Source organism: Pseudomonas sp. WS 5071 (genome assembly GCF_012985765.1).
Lineage (GTDB): Bacteria > Pseudomonadota > Gammaproteobacteria > Pseudomonadales > Pseudomonadaceae > Aquipseudomonas > Aquipseudomonas lundensis_A.
The window spans coordinates 1-16,943 of sequence record NZ_JAAQWY010000048.1; the positions used below are offsets into that span (position 1 = coordinate 1).

Below are 16,943 nucleotides of genomic sequence, written 5' to 3' on the forward strand. Positions count from 1 at the left end.
AGTAACTTGTTCAGCAGGGCAGCTTTACGCTCAGGTGAATAGCTCGACATTACAGCTCTCTTTGACGCCCCCGATCTATCGTTTTGATAAATCAGCTCAGGCGACAACTAGCCTGACACCGGGGGATTCCGTGCTGCCTCAGTTTGTCTCGAATCTGGAAATATGGTTCGCCCATTTTTACGAATGGTTTTGCATCGTAGGATCGAGCTATCACACACCCGTCGTTGTTGCTGAGTACTACGATTGGGGTCTTGGCCAGATCTGGTCTAAAGACGCGCTCACAGCTCGCATAAAATGAGTTGCAATCGACCAGCGCAAACACTTTTTCACTGTGCATGATCGCGCACACTGAAGCGGACCACTCCCCAAACTAGAAAGTCGTCACCTTCGAGAATGTATCTCGCGGGATAAGCTGGGTTTTCCGACTTGAGGATTACGACTCCGTCCCGGCGATGCAGCCGCTTGCATACCGGCTCATTGTTCACTGCGGCAATGATGATATCGCCATGCTCCGCGTCACGCCCTCGATCCACGATGACGACGTCACCCGAGAAAATACCGGCGCCCTGCATGCTGTCGCCTTCCACTTTGACCAAATAGACGTGGGGGGCTCGCAGATCGAACAGCTCATCAAGAGAAATAATTTTCTCTAAGTGATCGGATGCCGGGGATGGAAAGCCGGCCGGCACGCGAAAGGAGTAAGAAGGAACCAATGTAGCGCCGCCAGTCGGCGTGCCTAAGAAGGTGATGGTCATAATGTGAAGCCTAGAGAAAACTGTATATATATACAGTTAACCCTTGATTCATCGGCCGGTCAATCCCGGCAAATGGCAATTCCGTCGGGTGGAATCAAAGTTTTCTGCGGCCTCGCGGATCTATAGGTAGGACATTTGAGGCAGGCAATTGCCGCTCCAGATCGGCAATGCCAGGCGACTAGCTGCATGCGCGCTGTTATCTCAAAGCTTTCTCGGCCCGCGCGGATCCAACGAAATTATATTTGACGCAGGCAACTGCCCCTCAAGCTCAGCAATACGGTCATACAGCTCAATGATTTTCGCATCCGCTTCGCTCAATAAGCTTGCGAGTTGATCCCGTTGCCGGGCAACATGCTCAATCCGATCACGCAGGGCGCGGCTTTTCTGACGGGCGAGAAGATTGACCTTGTTCAACGAAGGAGGTCGCACCCCCGCATGTTGTTCCACGTAGGTTTTTATCTCTGCGATGAGACTCGGGAAACGAGATTTCTTTAGCGCAGACGGATCGCTCCCGGCCTCTTTGGCCACATTGTTCTGAGTGACCGGTGTTCCCTTTGGTAGAAGCTGTGGCCTATTGAGCTTCAAGCGCTCAAAAGCATCACGATACTGATCAGCCGCGCTGCGGCGAGTAGGGAGCTCAACGTCCATTTGCGCTCCCTACAACACGACGGAAGCTCTCTACGCTTCGCTGTTGAGCCATCAACGATTCCATTAGCGGACTCCCATCCTGAGCAGTAGCAAGCCGCTCTTTAAGCAAATGTTCAAGATCATCTACCGCGCCCAATCGTTCTGAGTCATACAGCACCTCCGGGCAAGGTTTTGCATCCACTGAATCACCACCCCCGCAATGGGCAATGTTGTCAATTCCGCCGTACGGACAAGGCTCGCGACTCGCACAAACACCAAGAATTATCGGGCGACAGGCGACCGCGCCTTTCTTTGCCAAACCAATCATCCTCTTCGCATCCTCTGGCGAAATCAGCCGAACGATCTCAGCTTTTCGTTTGTCACCATGGGGACTGACAAAACGCTCACTCGTAAGCTGCTGTAACTCTCTTCCAAGCGTCTCGTACATCGTGCGAACGTACAGGGTGTGAGCCTTCTCCTCTAGACGTACCCTTGAGTGATTTTGTCCGTAATAAAGGCTCATTGATCGAGTGACGTGCTTGAGCTGGTACTGAAGCGAAGCATCACTTACGAGCCCTGAAGCTTGCATGTTTACTGCCCCAGTTCTACGCAACTGATGCCACGCCAACGGCCATACAGCGCCCACTTGATACTCCTCCGGCAATGTAGGCGTAGCTAGCCGGGCCAATTTCAAATCCTCAGTCGTGATACGCAATCGCTCTAAATCGAAGAGCTGGTCGAACTGCCTCAAAAGGTCGGAGTATGGCGAAATACTCGGTCTCAGCGAGTGATCATCTTTTTTGCGCACTGGACTCCAGGGCTCGTAATAAGAATCGCTCAAATAACGCCCAGCAAAGCCATTCGCTTCTGAGTGAGAGGCGTGTAATGAGCGGAACAGAGAGATCACCTCCATCGCCCTCACGGCGACCTCCACAGAGGGGGATGTGACCCACAGGGCATCGCGATCAGACAGCGTTTTTGTCGTCTGTCCACGTAACAAAAAAATATCGCCGAAACTCTTGTCGTGCTCGACGTCAAGGCATCCGGTTCGAAGATTCCAGGCTTCTTCGACCCGCATAAGACTGAAGTTAAGGATGTAAGCTAATCCCGCGCGGTTGACCAGTTTCAGATAGCTAGTTAACGCTTTTACTTGCAGGTGGTCACTGCGCCCCACCCAACGTTCAAGTAGCTCAAAAATGCCGAAGCGTTTCGCGGTCTCTGCAAACGCACCGAGAAAACGAAGCCCCGTTTTAGCGCCTAATAACTGCATTTTATGGACACTAAAAGGCGGGGCGTTTAAGCACGCCGTTCTCTCTGAAACCCTCTGGTTATGTTCGTAAGCCGCGAAGCAGAACCGGTAACAGGCTTCAACCTGTTCTCGATGGGACAGGAAGTCATCAAGGCACTCTCGCAGCCTAGTGACTTGATAGCGCCAAATACGTGGCGGGATGTACGGTGTTTGAGAGGTGTGGTGAGCGGGGAAAAGCGCAGCCAGACGGGTTAGAGAGCCTGAATCCAGCAACGTAAACCCTACGGCCTCTCTGGACGCGTAAAGCTCATGCATTAACGTCAGAAACTCGGTTTTTCTCGAGGTCTGAAGAAATGCAGGGATCCGTTCGCATACGCGTGGAAAGTGGCTTAATTCGCTGGCGAGGATTCCTGCCTCTTCGCAAAGAACAAAGAGCCGTCGCATCTGATCGAAACGCGTTTTAAGGGATCTGTAGCCACGAGCGCCGTACGGCCCGTATAGCCACCAGCCAGTGATGATTCGAAGTAAGTTTGCGTTTTTTGAGCTAATGGGCGCCGCTGACTTTTTAACTGGCCCATCACCAAAATTCAGCGTCAGTGGCTTTTTGGCCCATGGATCAAGCCTCCAAATAGGATCACCCCAACGGCTTATTACTTTACCCTGTGCATCAATTACAACCGGCCAATCAGGTGGCGGAGGCCAGCTCTCTGGACGGTAATTCGATGCCCCAGGAACGGAGAGAGGCGACTCGATAGAAAGCCCCAACGTCCTGAGCATATTCATAGGGAAGGCCCCGCTGTAATTTCCGCAAGCCGAATAAATCCGTCCCAAGCAGGGTGATAGTCCTCCTCAGCTATACGAGCCAGTGCCTCTTCAACCCAAAGCCGTCGCACCTCGCTACTTTCTTGAAAGAACCGTAACTTTGCACTCAGACGCTCGATCGCAAGCATCGATGGATGGTCAGTGTCGACAGATCTATCCGTAGAAGCTGGGCGATATCTAGCTAGCTCCAAGCTCTTGAGCATTCGCAAACTACTGAGAGACCAGACGTGATCCTGGCTTTCAATGTCCCGATGATTTACACAGAAAAGGCAACCCGCAGCGTTAATACAATCGGGATCTGGAGAATTGGTCGGAGCATCCACGACGGATTCTGGTATCGGCGCCACACAAGTACCTGGAGCAGGTGAGCAAACGACGGGATCTGCTTGCCGGTGAAATCGAGTGATTTCAATCATCGCAATTTGCGGGTTGGGCTCGGCGTACACACGAATCAAAGTTTCAGCGGTATGCTGTGCGATTTCCGCCACCAGTTCGGGGCGTTGTGACTCACGTAACAGCCAGTTAATACGCGCGCCCCGGAGCTTACGAGGTCGAACGAATCGAACATCGGAAACGGTGCAGGCGCGCGAAACAGCCGTGAACTGAGGAGCTTCTAAAACGAGACGTCCCCCAAGACGAACGAGAGGGAAAAGAAGTCCCTCTAGATCGTCTGGAAACCACGTGTTTCGCCATTTAATGTAGCGTTCGAACCACTCCTTATAGCTTGAGAAAACTTCAAACAGCACTTCACCCTGACGGCGATTTTTGTAAGACCTCACTTGGTAACCATCAAGATGGCTCGTGTAATGGTATTGGTCGATTCGAAGCTGATGCGCCTGCGATAAATTCATGCCGGTTTGTGCGATGAACATAAGCAGCTCGGCTTCGATTCGTAGATTCACCGCCGGGTATCGAGTCTCGATTGAAACGTCAGAATTCCGAAGTTCGCGGTTTCGAAGGATGTCCGCAATCTGGAATTTGGTTTGAGGTCGAATCCGTCGTGACGCTTCCTTCTCTGTATCGCGCAGGCGGCACCAAATAGGTATCGTCGAACCTGACCGCAATTCCACTTGGATGGGAAGTGGCCCCGTCACGGCTTCATAGGTTAGGGCGATACAGAGGTCGGCAATGAACTGCCCGAATAAAAAGCTCTCTTCTAAGCTTTGCTTACCAGTGCTCCCATTACCTGCCCTTCCATTGCCTCTAGGCTTGCGAATTCGGGTGCTGTACAGAAGCGTCGAGCTTCGGCGTAGAACTCGGTCGAGCATCGTCGCGGTTAAACTTGCCGCGTCGTATAACGATCCGGCAGTTAGGTATCCTTCCACGCGATGACGCTGTAGAAGATGTTCAGCCCACCCCAGGTATTCCTCCGCGACCGTATCAATGGTCAAAGGACGCTCGCACTGATCCACCCACTGAAAAAACTTCCTCAACGCGCCAATCTTGTTATTTGCCGAAAAGCGGCTCCCCCCGCCGACAAGGTCGTCGGTCAAACAGTCATGGAGCCCCTTCACAAGCTCTACTCGCTCCAGCAAAGGATCACCTAAAGCACCTGATGTGATTTTACTGCGTACAGTCTTCACCTTTGCCTCAGCACCACCGCTGTATAAAAGTGGTGCCAGATCCCAGGGCGTCTCATTTTTCGCGTACTCAAGCACTGGAAACGTTAGGTCTGAAAACGTTAGGTTATTCATTGCTTGCTCCCTGCATCGAAGCAATACCTGTAAACGCAGCCATGAAGCTGTTCGCAATGGCCTGCTTAGCGGGTGCGGCCTGCACAAATTTGATGTATTTGAAGGTGGTAGCCTCCGAATTTGGCCCGTGAAGCAATGCGTTGCTGACCGTCGCAATCACTATCGCCACATCAGTGCAATTTGCTAAAGCGAGCCTAGCTAGCTCAGTTCCAAAGGTGCATCGCGATTGGTGGAAGCGAAATTTCCTGAGCGCTTTGATGCCCGACGCGATACCTAATTTTCTAAGCGATGACATTTCAACGTTTATGGCCGAAGACTGATCACTGTCGCGACGTCCGAAAGGGTTTCCGAATCGTGTCAAGAACACTAAGTCTTGATGCTCGCCAGCAGCAGATGCCTCGCGAGTCAACCTGCGAAGACTCTTGGTGTACTCCAGGACTTCTGAACACAAAGCTTCGGGAATCCATACCTGGCCAGTTACTCCAAATTTGGTATGCACGGGTGGGGACGCACCTGGCCCTACGGATATCAGAAATAGACCTTTAGCAGACGGATCGTGTAAGGCACGCTCCAACGTATCAATACGAAGGTCACAGATCGTTCCCAGTCGCATACCCGTAAAGAAACCTAGAGCCAACATCAGATAAAGCTCGGGTGAGGCGTTCTGTTTTGCGAAATCAAGAATGGCGTCTCGATCAGCCGCAGACACAGGAAGTAGCCCACCTTCCAATGTGACCCCAATGCGTTTTCGGTTTGGAATACCCAGATCGGTGGTGGTGCCAGCTAGCGTTCGCTCGAAGCCAACCTGGTCAAAGTATTTGATGAAATAGCGCTTGTCTTTCCACAGAGGCAAAAGCGGGTTTAGGAGGCCACGCCTCCTAACCCACTTGTAGAAACTGATGCAGTTACGCATGTACTCGGAAGCCGTGGCAGGACTGATATGACCAGCATCACGAGCCTTGATAAGCGCCCCACGGTACTGAACAAGACATCGATCAGCCTTTCGAGGCGGAAACTCAAACCATTGAAGCCTGCGACTCTCCAAAAATTTCGCGTAGTTCAACAGCCCATTCAGGTTGCTAGAAACGGTCTTCAGGATTGCCTCACCATTGGTGACTCTCTCCATAGCCCAGAGATTGGCTTCTCTCCAGGGCAAGCCGTCTTCCCAGAATATTTGTGGTAGTCCTTCGATCACTACACGGGAGCTATTCAGCGAGTAGGTAATCAGGCGGTCTTTGACAGAAAGGTCATGCGGACTGAAGTGAATGTGCTCAACGGTAGCCAAGGGATATCTCTGTAAAAACAAGCGTCAATGTCCATAGATGCCCCATTTACTTTGGGCGTCCACAGTATGCAACTTATTCTTATCGATGCTGTACACCTCGACGGCAGGGACTTGAGCTTCGATCAGGCTCATCACCCGCTCACTCATGTCGCCGTACAACGCGTAGTTCGAAGAGAACGCTATGATCCCCTGCTGCTCCAGTTGTTGCTTGATCTGAAAATAAGGCGCGCCCATTTTTATATGCGGTTTGGCGTCATAACTACGGGCAATGACGCAACCATCATTGTTGCTCAGCACCACGATCGGCACCTTTGCCAGGTCCGGCCGAAACACGCGCTCACAGCTTGCATAAAAGCTGTTGCAGTCAATCAGGGCAAATACCGGTCGGGGCTCAGTGGCCATGATTGCGTACCGTGTGGGTAATCACGCCCCAAATCGAAAGCTCATCACCTTCCATGATGTAGCGATTGGGGTATTTGGGGTTTTCAGAGACCAGCATGACCGTTTTGCCTTTGAACCAAAGCCGTTTACAAATCGGGTCATTGTTCAGTAGCGCCACCACCACATGCCCGTGGGTTGCTTCAATTGCACGATCCACCACGGCCAGATCCCCGGAAAAAATCCCTGCATCCTGCATGCTGTCGCCATCAATAGTGACCAGATACACATGAGCCGCTCGAATATTGAGCGCCTGATCGAGTGAAATATGTTTCTCGACATGGTCAGCCGCAGGCGAGGGAAAACCGGCCGGTACCTTGAACGAACACCACGGACGACGAACACCACCTTCAGCCAGAGGACCCAAAACCGTGAAACCCATGACGCTCGCCTTTCTATTAACTGTATGTTCATACAGTTAACTGCGCCGCAGGCCGAAGGTCAATTTATCTGTAGGAAATTACGACGAGAGGCCATGTAAATCAGACTGATTACAGCAGGTGTTTTCTCCGTGTGAACCGCGCAAATATTACTGCAAAACAATATTTAATTATTGTTTTACAGTCATTTTATCTGCACTTATGATTCGGCCGTCGCACACTTGCCGCGACTCGATTCACCTATATTTCCCACACAAGAAGGATTGTTGAATGAACACAGATCGTTTGGCGAAGTACAGCAAGGTCCTTGCAACCGCAACGTTGGGCCTGGTGGCCCTCATGCTGCTCTCCAATATTGCCTACTGGCTGTTTCCGGATGTGATGAGTCTGTATGGACCTGGCTTCAATCTCACAGCCCTGACCGAAACGCTGGATGCCAATATCCATCAGATGCCTTGGTGGCAGATTACAGGCGGCATTGTCTTGTCCAGTATTCCGCTACTGATCCTGGCCAAGGGGCTGGTGGCGCTGAACGGATTGTTGAAGCTCTACGCCAAGGGTGAGTACTTCGAACCCGAATCAGCCGATTTATTGGGCAAGGTCGGGAAAAGTGTGGGTCTGTGGGTATTGGTCAGCTTCTTGCTCGGCCCTGTACTGAGCGTATGGATCACGATAATGCGGCCTGCGGGGGAGCGTTTGTTTACCGTGAGCTTTGGCCCTTCGGATCTGGTGGCGCTGTTTTTGGCGGCAAGTGTCATGATTGTGGCCCGTAGCCTGCATCGCGCTTGCATGCTGGCACGTGAAAATCAGCAGTTTGTTTGAGAGGTCAAGATGCCCATAGAAATCAAGCTGGATGTGATGCTGGCCACGCGCAAAGTAAAGTCCAAGGATTTGGCGCAGACCATCGGCATCACCGAACAGAATCTCTCACTGCTCAAGCAAGGCAAGGTCAAAGGCATTCGGCTCGGGACACTGGAAGCCATTTGCTCAGCCTTGAATTGCCAGCCGGGAGACTTACTGCATTACCAGGCAGAACCAACCGATTGAGCCAGGTATTCGCTCACGCCACTTAACTACTCGCCCGTTTACTGCTCTTGCGAGCCTAAACGGGCGAAATTTCGCCTATAAAACAACTAGCCGAAATAAAAATCCGGATACCACCATTTGGTAGAAAATAAATCTACCATCCATCAAAAAAACAGAAACAAAAGCAAAATTAAACACGCTGAGCGGCCCTATCATTCCTCATACGTTCATTGAGGAATAACACCTATGCATGATGCCACCCACTACCTGCATTGCGGTCGAGATTCAGAAACTTACGGCGGGCTTATCAATACGCCGGTGTTCCGGGGCTCAACCGTTCTGGCCAAAGATTTCAACAGCTGGGAGGCGAGCAAGAAAGACGGTAACCCATATGCCAACTATGGACGCTTTGGCACGCCGACAACCCGCGCCTTTGAGGAGGCAATCGCCGGGCTGGAAGGCGGTCATGCCAGCCTGGTATTCCCTTCAGGCCTGGCGGCCTGTGTTCATGCCCTGTTGGCATTTGTCAGTGCCGGTGACCATGTACTGATCACCGACAATATTTACGGCCCGACACGTACGTTTGTCAGCACGGTACTGACCCGTCTTGGCGTGGAGGTGGAGTACTTCGCGCCCGCCGTCGGTGCGAATATTGCCCGGCAACTGCGCCCCAATACCCGCGTAGTGTTTACAGAGTCGCCGGGGTCGCTGACGTTTGAAGTCTGCGACCTGCCTGCCATTTGCCAGGCGGCCCATAGCGTGGGTGCTTTCGTACTGCTGGATAACACCTGGGCCTCGCCGCTCTACTTCAAGCCCTTTGCGCATGGCGTGGATGTCTCCATACACGCGGCGACAAAATACATCGTCGGCCATTCGGACGCCTTGCTCGGCGTGGCCACCGCCAATGAACGGGCCTGGCCACTTTTGAAAGCCGGCGCGCATGATTTTGGCCAGACCGCCAGCCCTGATGACCTGTTCCTTGCATTGCGCGGGCTACGCACTCTGCCCGTGCGCCTGCAGTGCCACTGGAGCAATGGGGTCACGCTGGCACACAGCCTTGAACAGCACCCCCTCATCACCCGCGTCATGCACCCCGCACTGCCCAACGATCCCGGTCATGACCTTTGGAAGCGCGACTTTCTCGGTGCCAGCGGTTTGTTCGGTGTAGAGGTCGATACGCAAGACGCGACGGTATTGGGTCGTCTTTTCGATAACCTCAAACTGTTTGGTATTGGTCTGTCGTGGGGCGGTTTCGAAAGTCTTGTTGTGCCCGTCGGGCAACCGGTACGTCAACACACACCCGCGCCGCAGGGGTATCTGATCCGTGTGCATGCCGGGCTAGAGCATATTGACGACTTGTTGCTGGACTTCCAGCGAGCGCTGGACATTGCGTTGCAAAAGCCTTGCGTCGCCGTAGCCTGAACCGGGACTGGCCTATGGGTTATGAAACGTTCAAGGCGCGTAGCGCAGAGGCAGGCTGGTTGAATATTTGATTTGCTCCATGGAAAAACTGGAACTGATGTCCGACAGTCCGGGGACCTTGATGAGCTGTTTATAGACAGCGTCATAGGCAGCCACATCAGGCACTGCAACGCGCAACAAATAGTCCGTGTCCCCGGCCATGCGGTAGACCTCGACCACCTCTTCGATCAAACCCACGGCGGCACGAAAGCTGTCGAGCCATTGCGCATTGTGTTGAGTGGTTTTGATCGACACGAAAACAATCACCCCCACGTTCAGCTTTTTGCCATCCAGCAACGCTACGCGACCGCGGATGATCCCGGCTTCTTCAAGCTTTTGAATGCGTCGCCAACAGGCCGTCGTGCCAAGACCGATCTGCTCGGCGATATCCCCTACCGCACGTGTGCAATCGGTCTGCAGGATTTGCAGAATTGCCCGGTCAAGCTTGTCCATGAGAAGTTGAGGCCTTGTACGGATGAAAGGTAAACAGCATTGAGCAAAAACCCGGCATTCTCAAGCAGCCCGCCCTTCCCGCGCTACCCCGTCCTTGCCTGCCTATCGCCTGATAGCACTCAATGCGGCGCGAGAACTTCGCGCACACCCGGAACAGCGAGTATCTCTTTGATCATTTGATCCGCTATGACACGAGTGACCCCCCGGAACTGAAGCGTGACTGTTTCGGTATCTTTGACCGGCCCTTGCTCGACGATGAATTGCTTGATTTTTTTGGACCGTTCTCCCAGCAACTGTTCCAACTGGCTTAACGACAACGTATTAGACGGTGCAACCAGTTTGACCACCTGGATCTGCACAATGTCCCTGAGCACGCGCTCCATGGGCCGGATAGCGATCAGGATGATCAAAATCAGAAACGTTGCCGCAGTGCCCAACACATACAGTCCGCCTCCTACTGCCAGGCCGATGGCTGCGACCGCCCATAAGCTGGCGGCCGTAGTCAGGCCCTTGATGACCTCACCGCGCATCAGGATCGATCCGGCCCCCAGAAAGCCGATCCCCGAGACCACCTGTGCGGCAATTCGCGAAGGATCCAGCTGCGTGCCCGGCATGGTCAGCGCCTGCTGAAACCCAAACGCTGACACAATCATCACCAAACACGCCCCCGCACACACCAACATGTGAGTGCGCAAGCCAGCCGTCCAAAACAGGTGTTCACGCTGAACGCCAATCAAGCTGCCCAGAAAAGCCGCCAACAGCAGCCGTATGCACATTTCCCAATCAGAAATCATTCAGTCCCTTCCCGGCAATAACCTGTGACGTGTTTAAGCAAGCACTGGCGAGCATAGTTAAGGATTAAGAGGTGTGCCCGATCAGGTTTTTAGAAAACGTCCAGGTCTGTACACTGCACACCTGCGCCGTGGCTGTGTTAGACGCCACCCCCCTTACTTGTTAAGCAGAGATGTTCATGGCACATAACGAACTGACTTTTACCCCCGACCCTGATCCTGAGTCTATTTCGTCTGACGTCGCCAGCTTCGGTGGCGTAATGGTTTCGACGCAAATCCCTACGCACGCAGATGGCAGTCTCGAACTGGGCGACATCACCGAGCAAAGCGAATGCACGCTGCGAGCGTTAAAAGTTGCGCTGGAACGCGCGGGCAGCTCCATGGACCGCGTCATGCACTTGACCATCTACCTGACCGACATGGCAGACCGAGCGGCGTTCAATGACGTGTACAAACGCTTCTTCAGCCAGCCGTGGCCGGTTCGTGCCGCTGTCGGGGTCGCGTCTTTGGCCGTCGAAGGTATGCGAGTTGAAGTCACCGCGATGGCAGCTAAAGGCTAACGCCTAATAGCGGTTGCCGACTGAAGCGGCCCTCATGCAGGCCGCTTCTGTACGGTTGAAAGACAGTTGGATTTCAATTCCCTGCGCATCCCTCTGCACAACCCTGATTGCAAAAAAATACACCCCCTCAGTGAATTTTTTCGTATCCGCATGTATCAGATCCCGAAGAGCGCGTGCCATCAGAACGATAGCATCCAGCGCCGTAGAAACGCGTCTACCCTTCGTACGACTGGGTTTAGCGGTTTGAAAAGGATAGATCAGCTAATAAAGGGGCTTGCATGAGATCTCGTAAGAAAAAGGTCAATCCAATCGGATTGAAGGACATCACCATTGTCGACGACGCAAAAATGCGCAAAGCGATTACCGCCGCGGCATTAGGCAACGCAATGGAATGGTTTGACTTTGGCGTATACGGCTTTGTTGCTTATGTGCTCGGGAAGGTGTTCTTCCCCGATGTGTCTCCCGGCGTTCAGATGATCGCGGCGCTGGCCACGTTCTCGGTCCCCTTCCTGATCAGGCCGCTGGGCGGGTTATTTTTCGGCGCACTGGGCGATAAATACGGGCGACAGAAAGTCTTGGCGGCGACCATCGTCATCATGTCGCTCAGCACCTTCGCTATCGGTTTGATCCCCTCGTATGCCTCGATTGGTATCTGGGCGCCCATCCTGTTGTTACTGGCAAAAATGGCCCAAGGCTTTTCGGTAGGCGGCGAGTACACCGGCGCATCGATTTTCGTTGCTGAATATGCACCTGACCGCAAGCGGGGATTTCTCGGCAGTTGGTTGGACTTCGGCTCCATCGCGGGGTTCGTGCTTGGTGCCGGTGTGGTGGTACTGATCTCCACACTTCTGGGCGAAGAAAAGTTTCTGGAATGGGGCTGGCGCGTGCCGTTCTTCCTGGCCTTACCGCTGGGGATGATCGGGCTGTATCTGCGCCATGCGCTGGAAGAAACACCCGCCTTCCAGCAACACGTGGAAAAACTGGAGCAAGGTGATCGCGAAGGCCTCGCAGGCGGACCGCGGGTTTCGTTCAAAGAAGTGGCCACCAAACACTGGCGCAGTTTAATGACCTGCATCGGCGTGGTCGCTGTGACCAACGTGACCTACTACATGCTGCTCACGTACATGCCGAGTTACCTGTCACATAACCTGCATTACAGTGAAAACCATGGTGTGCTGATCATCATTGCCATCATGGTCGGCATGCTGTTCGTGCAGCCCCTGATCGGTTTTGTCAGTGACAAGATCGGCCGCCGTCCCTTTATCATCTGCGGCAGTGTTGGTCTGTTCTTCCTCGCCGTCCCCGCGTTTTACCTGATCAACAGCGGCAAGCTGGGACTGATCTTCGCCGGGCTGTTGATGCTGGCCGTGTTGCTGAACTTTTTCATCGGCGTCATGGCATCAACCCTGCCTGCGATGTTCCCGACGCACATTCGCTACAGTGCGCTGGCCAGTGCGTTCAACGTCTCGGTATTGATCGCGGGCCTGACGCCGACGGCGGTGGCCTGGCTGGTGGAAAGCACCAATAACCTGTACATGCCAGCGTACTACCTGATGGTGATCGCGATCGTCGGTCTGGTTACCGGCGTAACCATGAAAGAAACCGCCAACAAGCCGTTGCGCGGGGCCGCGCCAGCGGCTTCGGATATTGAAGAAGCCAAGGAGCTGCTTCAGGAACACCACGACAACATCGAACAGAAGATCGAAGACATCGACGCCGAAATTGCCGAGCTGGAAGCCAAACGCAAAAACTTGGTGCAGCAACATCCCCGCATCAACGAGTGATGCGAACCCGGATGTAAAAATCCCGCAGGTTGTGATGAACACATCCTGCGGGATTTTTTCTGGGCCTTGCTGGCGTGTCGCTACCTCCCGCCTACGCCAGCAGATCGTTGATCCAGCGTACTTGCCGGGCTGTGTCTTGCAGTTTTGCCTGCGCAACTGCGTGCCGCGCGCCCATCAAACTGGCCAATGTTTTGCGCTTGCGAGACAGCACACGTTGCCACTTGGCAAGGAAAGCCGGGCTGCGCACTTTCATTAGCAGCGGACCAAAGTAGAGTTCCTGCGCGCTGTACATCACCCTGCCGGAGCGCGCAGCAATAATAATCTCGTAGTCAAAACGGTTTTCCCGAAGCAGTTCCTCATCAAGGATGCGGTAGTCATTGTCCATCAACCATTGGCGCAGCGGCTGTTCCCCGCCATTGGGCTGCAAGATCAAGCGCTCTTCCCCGCCCAAGCGCACCTTGCCCTGTTCAAGAATGTCCCGGATGGTTTCTCCTCCCATGCCGCACAGGGTAATCGCGGTGATCCGGTCTTCAGGTTCAATCGCCATCAGGCCATTGGCCAGGCGTACAGTTATGAGAGAGGCCAGATTATTCTCGTTGACGGTACGCTGAGCCGCAGTGAAAGGCGTCAGCGCAACTTCCCCGGCCACTGCGTGCGCGATAGCGCCCCGGCGCATCAGTGCAACAGGCAAATACGCATGGTCCGAGCCGATGTCAGCCAACCGGGCGTTCGCCGGAACATGCGCTGCCACGCGCTCCAGGCGCATGGACAATGTGTGTGGGTTCAACGTGTGTTCCTTTAAAAAAAATGCCTGGCCTGAACGGCACTTATCAGAGGGCGCCAGCATGCTTGCGCAGCGACGCAGGGTAACCACTGCTATGACAAAGCGACGTTTGGCGGTGAAGAAGCAAACGAACTTATCGATTACGCTGTTTCCAGGCCGTCAGCATAAACGTGACACCCGGGATCAATAGACCGGGAGCCATGTAAAGGAATGTGCGCTCGGTAAGCAAGCCGTTAAGGGCAAAAGTGCTTCCGCAAATGATCAGCGCGAACCCGACCAGAAAGAGCGGATTGCGAAAGGCTTTATTCATGGGTTCAGGTCCAGTTGTGCAAATTTCGGCGCATGATAAAACCTGCGGGCAAGTAAGGGCCAGTCGACTCTCGCGACGCAGGCCGTTAAGCTGGCGTTTTTTGAGGCCCATCGAGCATGACCGAGGTCTATCAGGGCAGTTGCCTGTGTGCTGCCGTACGCTACGAACTGCTGGATGAGCCCAAAGCAGTCAGTCATTGCCATTGCAGCCAATGCCGTAAGGGCCATGGTGCCGCGTTTGCGTCCTATGGCAGCGTTCCTTACAGCGCGTTTTCCTTACTCAGCTGCGCAGAAGACCTCAAGGCCTATCGCTCGTCAGAATCGGTTCTCCGGGAGTTTTGCAGGCATTGCGGGTCGACGTTGTTCTGGAAATGTTCCCAAGGCGAAGCCGTCGGATGGATTTGCGTAGCACTCGGGACACTGGACACACCTTTCAAGCCCAGTAAACAGAAGCATATTTACACCGGCGACTCAGCAATCTGGTTCGAGGCGCCTCAAGAATAACGGCTAACCATGGCAAAAATACACACCTATCCCTGGGCAGCGCGTACATCCTCCAAAGGAAAGCACTTGAGCCGTGAAGACTGACCTATTCAACACTGACACACTGAGCAAAACCTATGAATCGTCGTAAAAAAATCAACCAAATCTTAAAAGCTAACGCCAAAAAAGCCAGCGCCAAACTGGCACCCAAAAACAAACCTAAATACATCTGTAAAGCGGACCGCTTAAAAATGGCCGCCGAATCCGGCAGTGACTTGACCGCCACTGCTGCTCAAGAGTGAACAAGGTCCACTGACGAGGAAAAATCAGTGGGGCCGACGCGTCACTGGCTCATGAGATGTATACGCTAATGCAAGATGCAGGTGCACTCGGCCGCTCGCGGCTCAGCCTAGGCCAAACGCTGGCTTGGGGCTATTGCCGAGTGTCACCAGCACGCTTGGTTGGCTTATGTTGAAGACAGTAAGGTATTGAGTGATGCACTCAAACGATCGATACGCCCCGTACTTTCATTCACAAGTTGAGTGATTTCCTTAGCGGATACTGCTGACTGCTTAGCAAGCGTACGCACTTCGTCTGCCACGACTGCAAACCCTCGACCAGACTCCCCCGCCCGCGCAGCTTCGATAGCAGCATTTAAGGCCAGTAGGTTGGTCTTCTCGGTTATGGAGTTGATGCTGCTGATGATGTTCGCAATCCGTTGACTGGACTCTTGCACAAGGCGCATTTCACGATCAGTGACCTGTGATGCATCATGTTTCGCCTGCTCGTCGACCCCGTAGCTCACGATCCGCTTGATGTGACCGATTGAATCCGTGATTGGGCAGAGCGCTCCGCTAAACAGGATTGGGCGGTTGTCCTTTGCAGGTATGGTAAAGCTACCTGCAAACTGCTCACCTTTAAGCAGTTTGGCGAATACGTCTTCACCGAGAATTGTTCGCAAGCTGTGCTTACGGGTCAGTAATTCTTTGGCATCGGCATGTTCCAGGTGGTGGACCAAGTAGTCGTTCGCAGAACTCATCTGGCCATTTGTTTCCCACTCCGCCACGCCATTACTGACACTAATCGCCTTGAACCTTTTATCCGACTCAAGCGAGAGCTCCTTCGTACCAGTGATATTGGCCTGGATCGAAATGTATTGTTCCAACTCACCGGCATCATTGAAAACAGGGTTTATAGCCAGTGAAATCCAGTAATGCTCTCCCGATTTTCTGTAGTTAAGAATCTCGGTGTAGATTGGACGGCGATTCAGCACTGCATCCCTGAGCTGTTCAATTGTTTTTGGATCTGTCGCTGCTCCTTGGAGAAAATTCCCCGGCTTTTTCCCTCGCACCTCATCCAATGTGTAATCCGTGAGCTTTGTAAAACCTTGGTTTACGTACTCGATATGGCCTTCTTTGTCAGTGATGACGATGGAGTTGTCTGTTTCATTCGCCACCAACGATAAGAGCTTGAACTCTTGGTTTAACAGTACTTGCGCCGTGATGTCACTTGCGAACTTTATCACTCTGACGACTTCGCCTTCCGGGTTGACGATAGGGTTGTAAGTGGCGTGAATCCAGACTGATTTACCGCGTTTAGTGATTCTTTGGTAATCCGCCGTCTCAAATTTACCCGCGCGCAATTTTTGCCAAAAATCAGAGTAAGCCCTCGATTTCCGCTCTGCGGGCGGCACAAAAATCTGATGCTTTTCACCACGTATCTCAGTAAGTGAATAGCCCATGAGCGTCAGGAAGTTTTCATTTGCATCGAGAATTGTGCCATCAGGGCTAAATTCGATGACCGCCTGAGCACGGTTGATTGCTGTAATTTGTGACTGATTGCGCGCGTGCTCACGCACTTGTGCTGTCACGTCTGTAGCAAACTTAACAATGCGTTGGACCTTGCCTGCGCGGACGCCCCCGGTGTCAGGCTAGTTGTCGCCTGAGCTGATTTATCAAAACGATAGATCGGGGGCGTCAAAGAGAGCTGTAATGTCGAGCTATTCACCTGAGCGTAAAGCTGCCCTGCTGAACAAGTTACTC

General features: G+C 53.2%; 18 protein-coding genes and 2 pseudogenes. 7 read left to right on the forward strand and 13 right to left on the reverse strand.

What is annotated here, in order from left to right; translation table 11 throughout:
• Window positions 1–124 precede the first annotated feature (124 nt).
• From HBN61_RS21285 to HBN61_RS21320, 8 genes and pseudogenes are all read right to left on the reverse strand, one after another.
• A pseudogene (locus tag HBN61_RS21285) lies at window positions 125–337 on the reverse strand (Y-family DNA polymerase); the annotation flags it as partial.
• A complete protein-coding gene (locus HBN61_RS21290; RefSeq protein WP_170047845.1) occupies window positions 327–755 on the reverse strand; it encodes a LexA family protein in 429 nt (142 codons plus the stop codon). The gene HBN61_RS21290 and the pseudogene HBN61_RS21285, both read right to left, overlap by 11 nt.
• 201 nt (window positions 756–956) lie before the next feature.
• Window positions 957–1,403 (reverse strand): hypothetical protein, encoded by a 447-nt coding sequence (locus tag HBN61_RS21295; protein WP_170047846.1) that lies wholly within the window; start codon window positions 1,401–1,403, stop codon window positions 957–959.
• Window positions 1,393–3,414, reverse strand: coding sequence for a hypothetical protein (locus HBN61_RS22760; RefSeq protein WP_262498822.1), 2,022 nt, complete (start codon window positions 3,412–3,414; stop codon window positions 1,393–1,395). Before HBN61_RS22760 ends, HBN61_RS21295 begins: the two co-directional genes overlap by 11 nt.
• Entirely contained in the window at window positions 3,411–5,147 is a 1,737-nt protein-coding gene (locus tag HBN61_RS21305; RefSeq protein ID WP_170047847.1) for a site-specific integrase, read from the reverse strand. Before HBN61_RS21305 ends, HBN61_RS22760 begins: the two co-directional genes overlap by 4 nt.
• Entirely contained in the window at window positions 5,140–6,453 is a 1,314-nt protein-coding gene (locus HBN61_RS21310; RefSeq protein WP_170047848.1) for a site-specific integrase, read from the reverse strand. Before HBN61_RS21310 ends, HBN61_RS21305 begins: the two co-directional genes overlap by 8 nt.
• 57 nt (window positions 6,454–6,510) lie before the next feature.
• Window positions 6,511–6,834 (reverse strand): annotated as a pseudogene (locus tag HBN61_RS21315) (Y-family DNA polymerase); the annotation flags it as partial.
• A complete protein-coding gene (locus tag HBN61_RS21320) occupies window positions 6,824–7,252 on the reverse strand; it encodes a LexA family protein (protein ID WP_169962791.1) in 429 nt (142 codons plus the stop codon). The pseudogene HBN61_RS21315 and the gene HBN61_RS21320, both read right to left, overlap by 11 nt.
• A gap of 268 nt (window positions 7,253–7,520) precedes the next feature.
• Here HBN61_RS21320 and HBN61_RS21325 point away from each other — a divergent pair, with 268 nt between their 5' ends.
• The 3 genes from HBN61_RS21325 (at window position 7,521) to metC (ending at window position 9,698) form a co-directional block, all read left to right on the forward strand.
• A complete protein-coding gene (locus tag HBN61_RS21325) occupies window positions 7,521–8,072 on the forward strand; it encodes a DUF2975 domain-containing protein (protein WP_169962789.1) in 552 nt (183 codons plus the stop codon).
• A 9-nt stretch (window positions 8,073–8,081) separates the two neighbouring features.
• Window positions 8,082–8,297: a helix-turn-helix domain-containing protein gene (locus tag HBN61_RS21330; protein WP_169962787.1), complete on the forward strand. Its 216-nt coding sequence runs from the start codon at window positions 8,082–8,084 to the stop codon at window positions 8,295–8,297.
• A 225-nt stretch (window positions 8,298–8,522) separates the two neighbouring features.
• Window positions 8,523–9,698 carry a cystathionine beta-lyase gene (gene metC / locus HBN61_RS21335; RefSeq protein WP_169962785.1) on the forward strand — a complete coding sequence of 392 codons (1,176 nt, stop codon included), beginning with the start codon at window positions 8,523–8,525 and terminating at the stop codon, window positions 9,696–9,698.
• Between the two features lie 30 nt (window positions 9,699–9,728).
• On the opposite strand, the gene HBN61_RS21340 is transcribed toward metC, so the two are convergent.
• The gene (locus HBN61_RS21340; protein WP_169962783.1) at window positions 9,729–10,190 is read right to left on the reverse strand and encodes an Lrp/AsnC family transcriptional regulator; all 462 of its coding nucleotides are present in this window, start codon (window positions 10,188–10,190) and stop codon (window positions 9,729–9,731) included.
• A gap of 119 nt (window positions 10,191–10,309) precedes the next feature.
• Window positions 10,310–10,984: an MgtC/SapB family protein gene (locus HBN61_RS21345; RefSeq protein ID WP_170047850.1), complete on the reverse strand. Its 675-nt coding sequence runs from the start codon at window positions 10,982–10,984 to the stop codon at window positions 10,310–10,312.
• 176 nt (window positions 10,985–11,160) lie between these two features.
• Between HBN61_RS21345 and HBN61_RS21350 the strand changes: the two genes are divergently transcribed.
• Window positions 11,161–11,541: a RidA family protein gene (locus HBN61_RS21350; protein ID WP_170047851.1), complete on the forward strand. Its 381-nt coding sequence runs from the start codon at window positions 11,161–11,163 to the stop codon at window positions 11,539–11,541.
• A gap of 278 nt (window positions 11,542–11,819) precedes the next feature.
• Window positions 11,820–13,325 (forward strand): glycine betaine/L-proline transporter ProP, encoded by a 1,506-nt coding sequence (gene proP / locus HBN61_RS21355; RefSeq protein WP_094994427.1) that lies wholly within the window; start codon window positions 11,820–11,822, stop codon window positions 13,323–13,325.
• 91 nt (window positions 13,326–13,416) lie between these two features.
• On the opposite strand, the gene HBN61_RS21360 is transcribed toward proP, so the two are convergent.
• Both HBN61_RS21360 and HBN61_RS21365 read right to left on the reverse strand, forming a co-directional pair.
• Entirely contained in the window at window positions 13,417–14,112 is a 696-nt protein-coding gene (locus tag HBN61_RS21360; protein ID WP_170047852.1) for a tRNA (adenine(22)-N(1))-methyltransferase, read from the reverse strand.
• Between the two features lie 130 nt (window positions 14,113–14,242).
• Window positions 14,243–14,419 (reverse strand): hypothetical protein, encoded by a 177-nt coding sequence (locus HBN61_RS21365; RefSeq protein WP_170047853.1) that lies wholly within the window; start codon window positions 14,417–14,419, stop codon window positions 14,243–14,245.
• A gap of 116 nt (window positions 14,420–14,535) precedes the next feature.
• On the opposite strand from HBN61_RS21365, the gene HBN61_RS21370 reads away from it, so the two are divergent.
• Together HBN61_RS21370 and HBN61_RS21375 are read left to right on the forward strand one after the other, a co-directional pair.
• Window positions 14,536–14,922 carry a GFA family protein gene (locus tag HBN61_RS21370; RefSeq protein ID WP_170047854.1) on the forward strand — a complete coding sequence of 129 codons (387 nt, stop codon included), beginning with the start codon at window positions 14,536–14,538 and terminating at the stop codon, window positions 14,920–14,922.
• Between the two features lie 116 nt (window positions 14,923–15,038).
• On the forward strand, window positions 15,039–15,203 hold the full coding sequence (locus HBN61_RS21375) for a DUF2986 domain-containing protein (RefSeq protein WP_094994430.1): 165 nt from the start codon (window positions 15,039–15,041) through the stop codon (window positions 15,201–15,203).
• Window positions 15,204–15,367: 164 nt separating this feature from the next.
• Here the strand turns inward: HBN61_RS21375 and HBN61_RS22855 are convergent, their stop codons facing one another.
• Entirely contained in the window at window positions 15,368–16,771 is a 1,404-nt protein-coding gene (locus HBN61_RS22855) for a methyl-accepting chemotaxis protein (protein ID WP_186347941.1), read from the reverse strand.
• Window positions 16,772–16,943 lie beyond the last annotated feature (172 nt).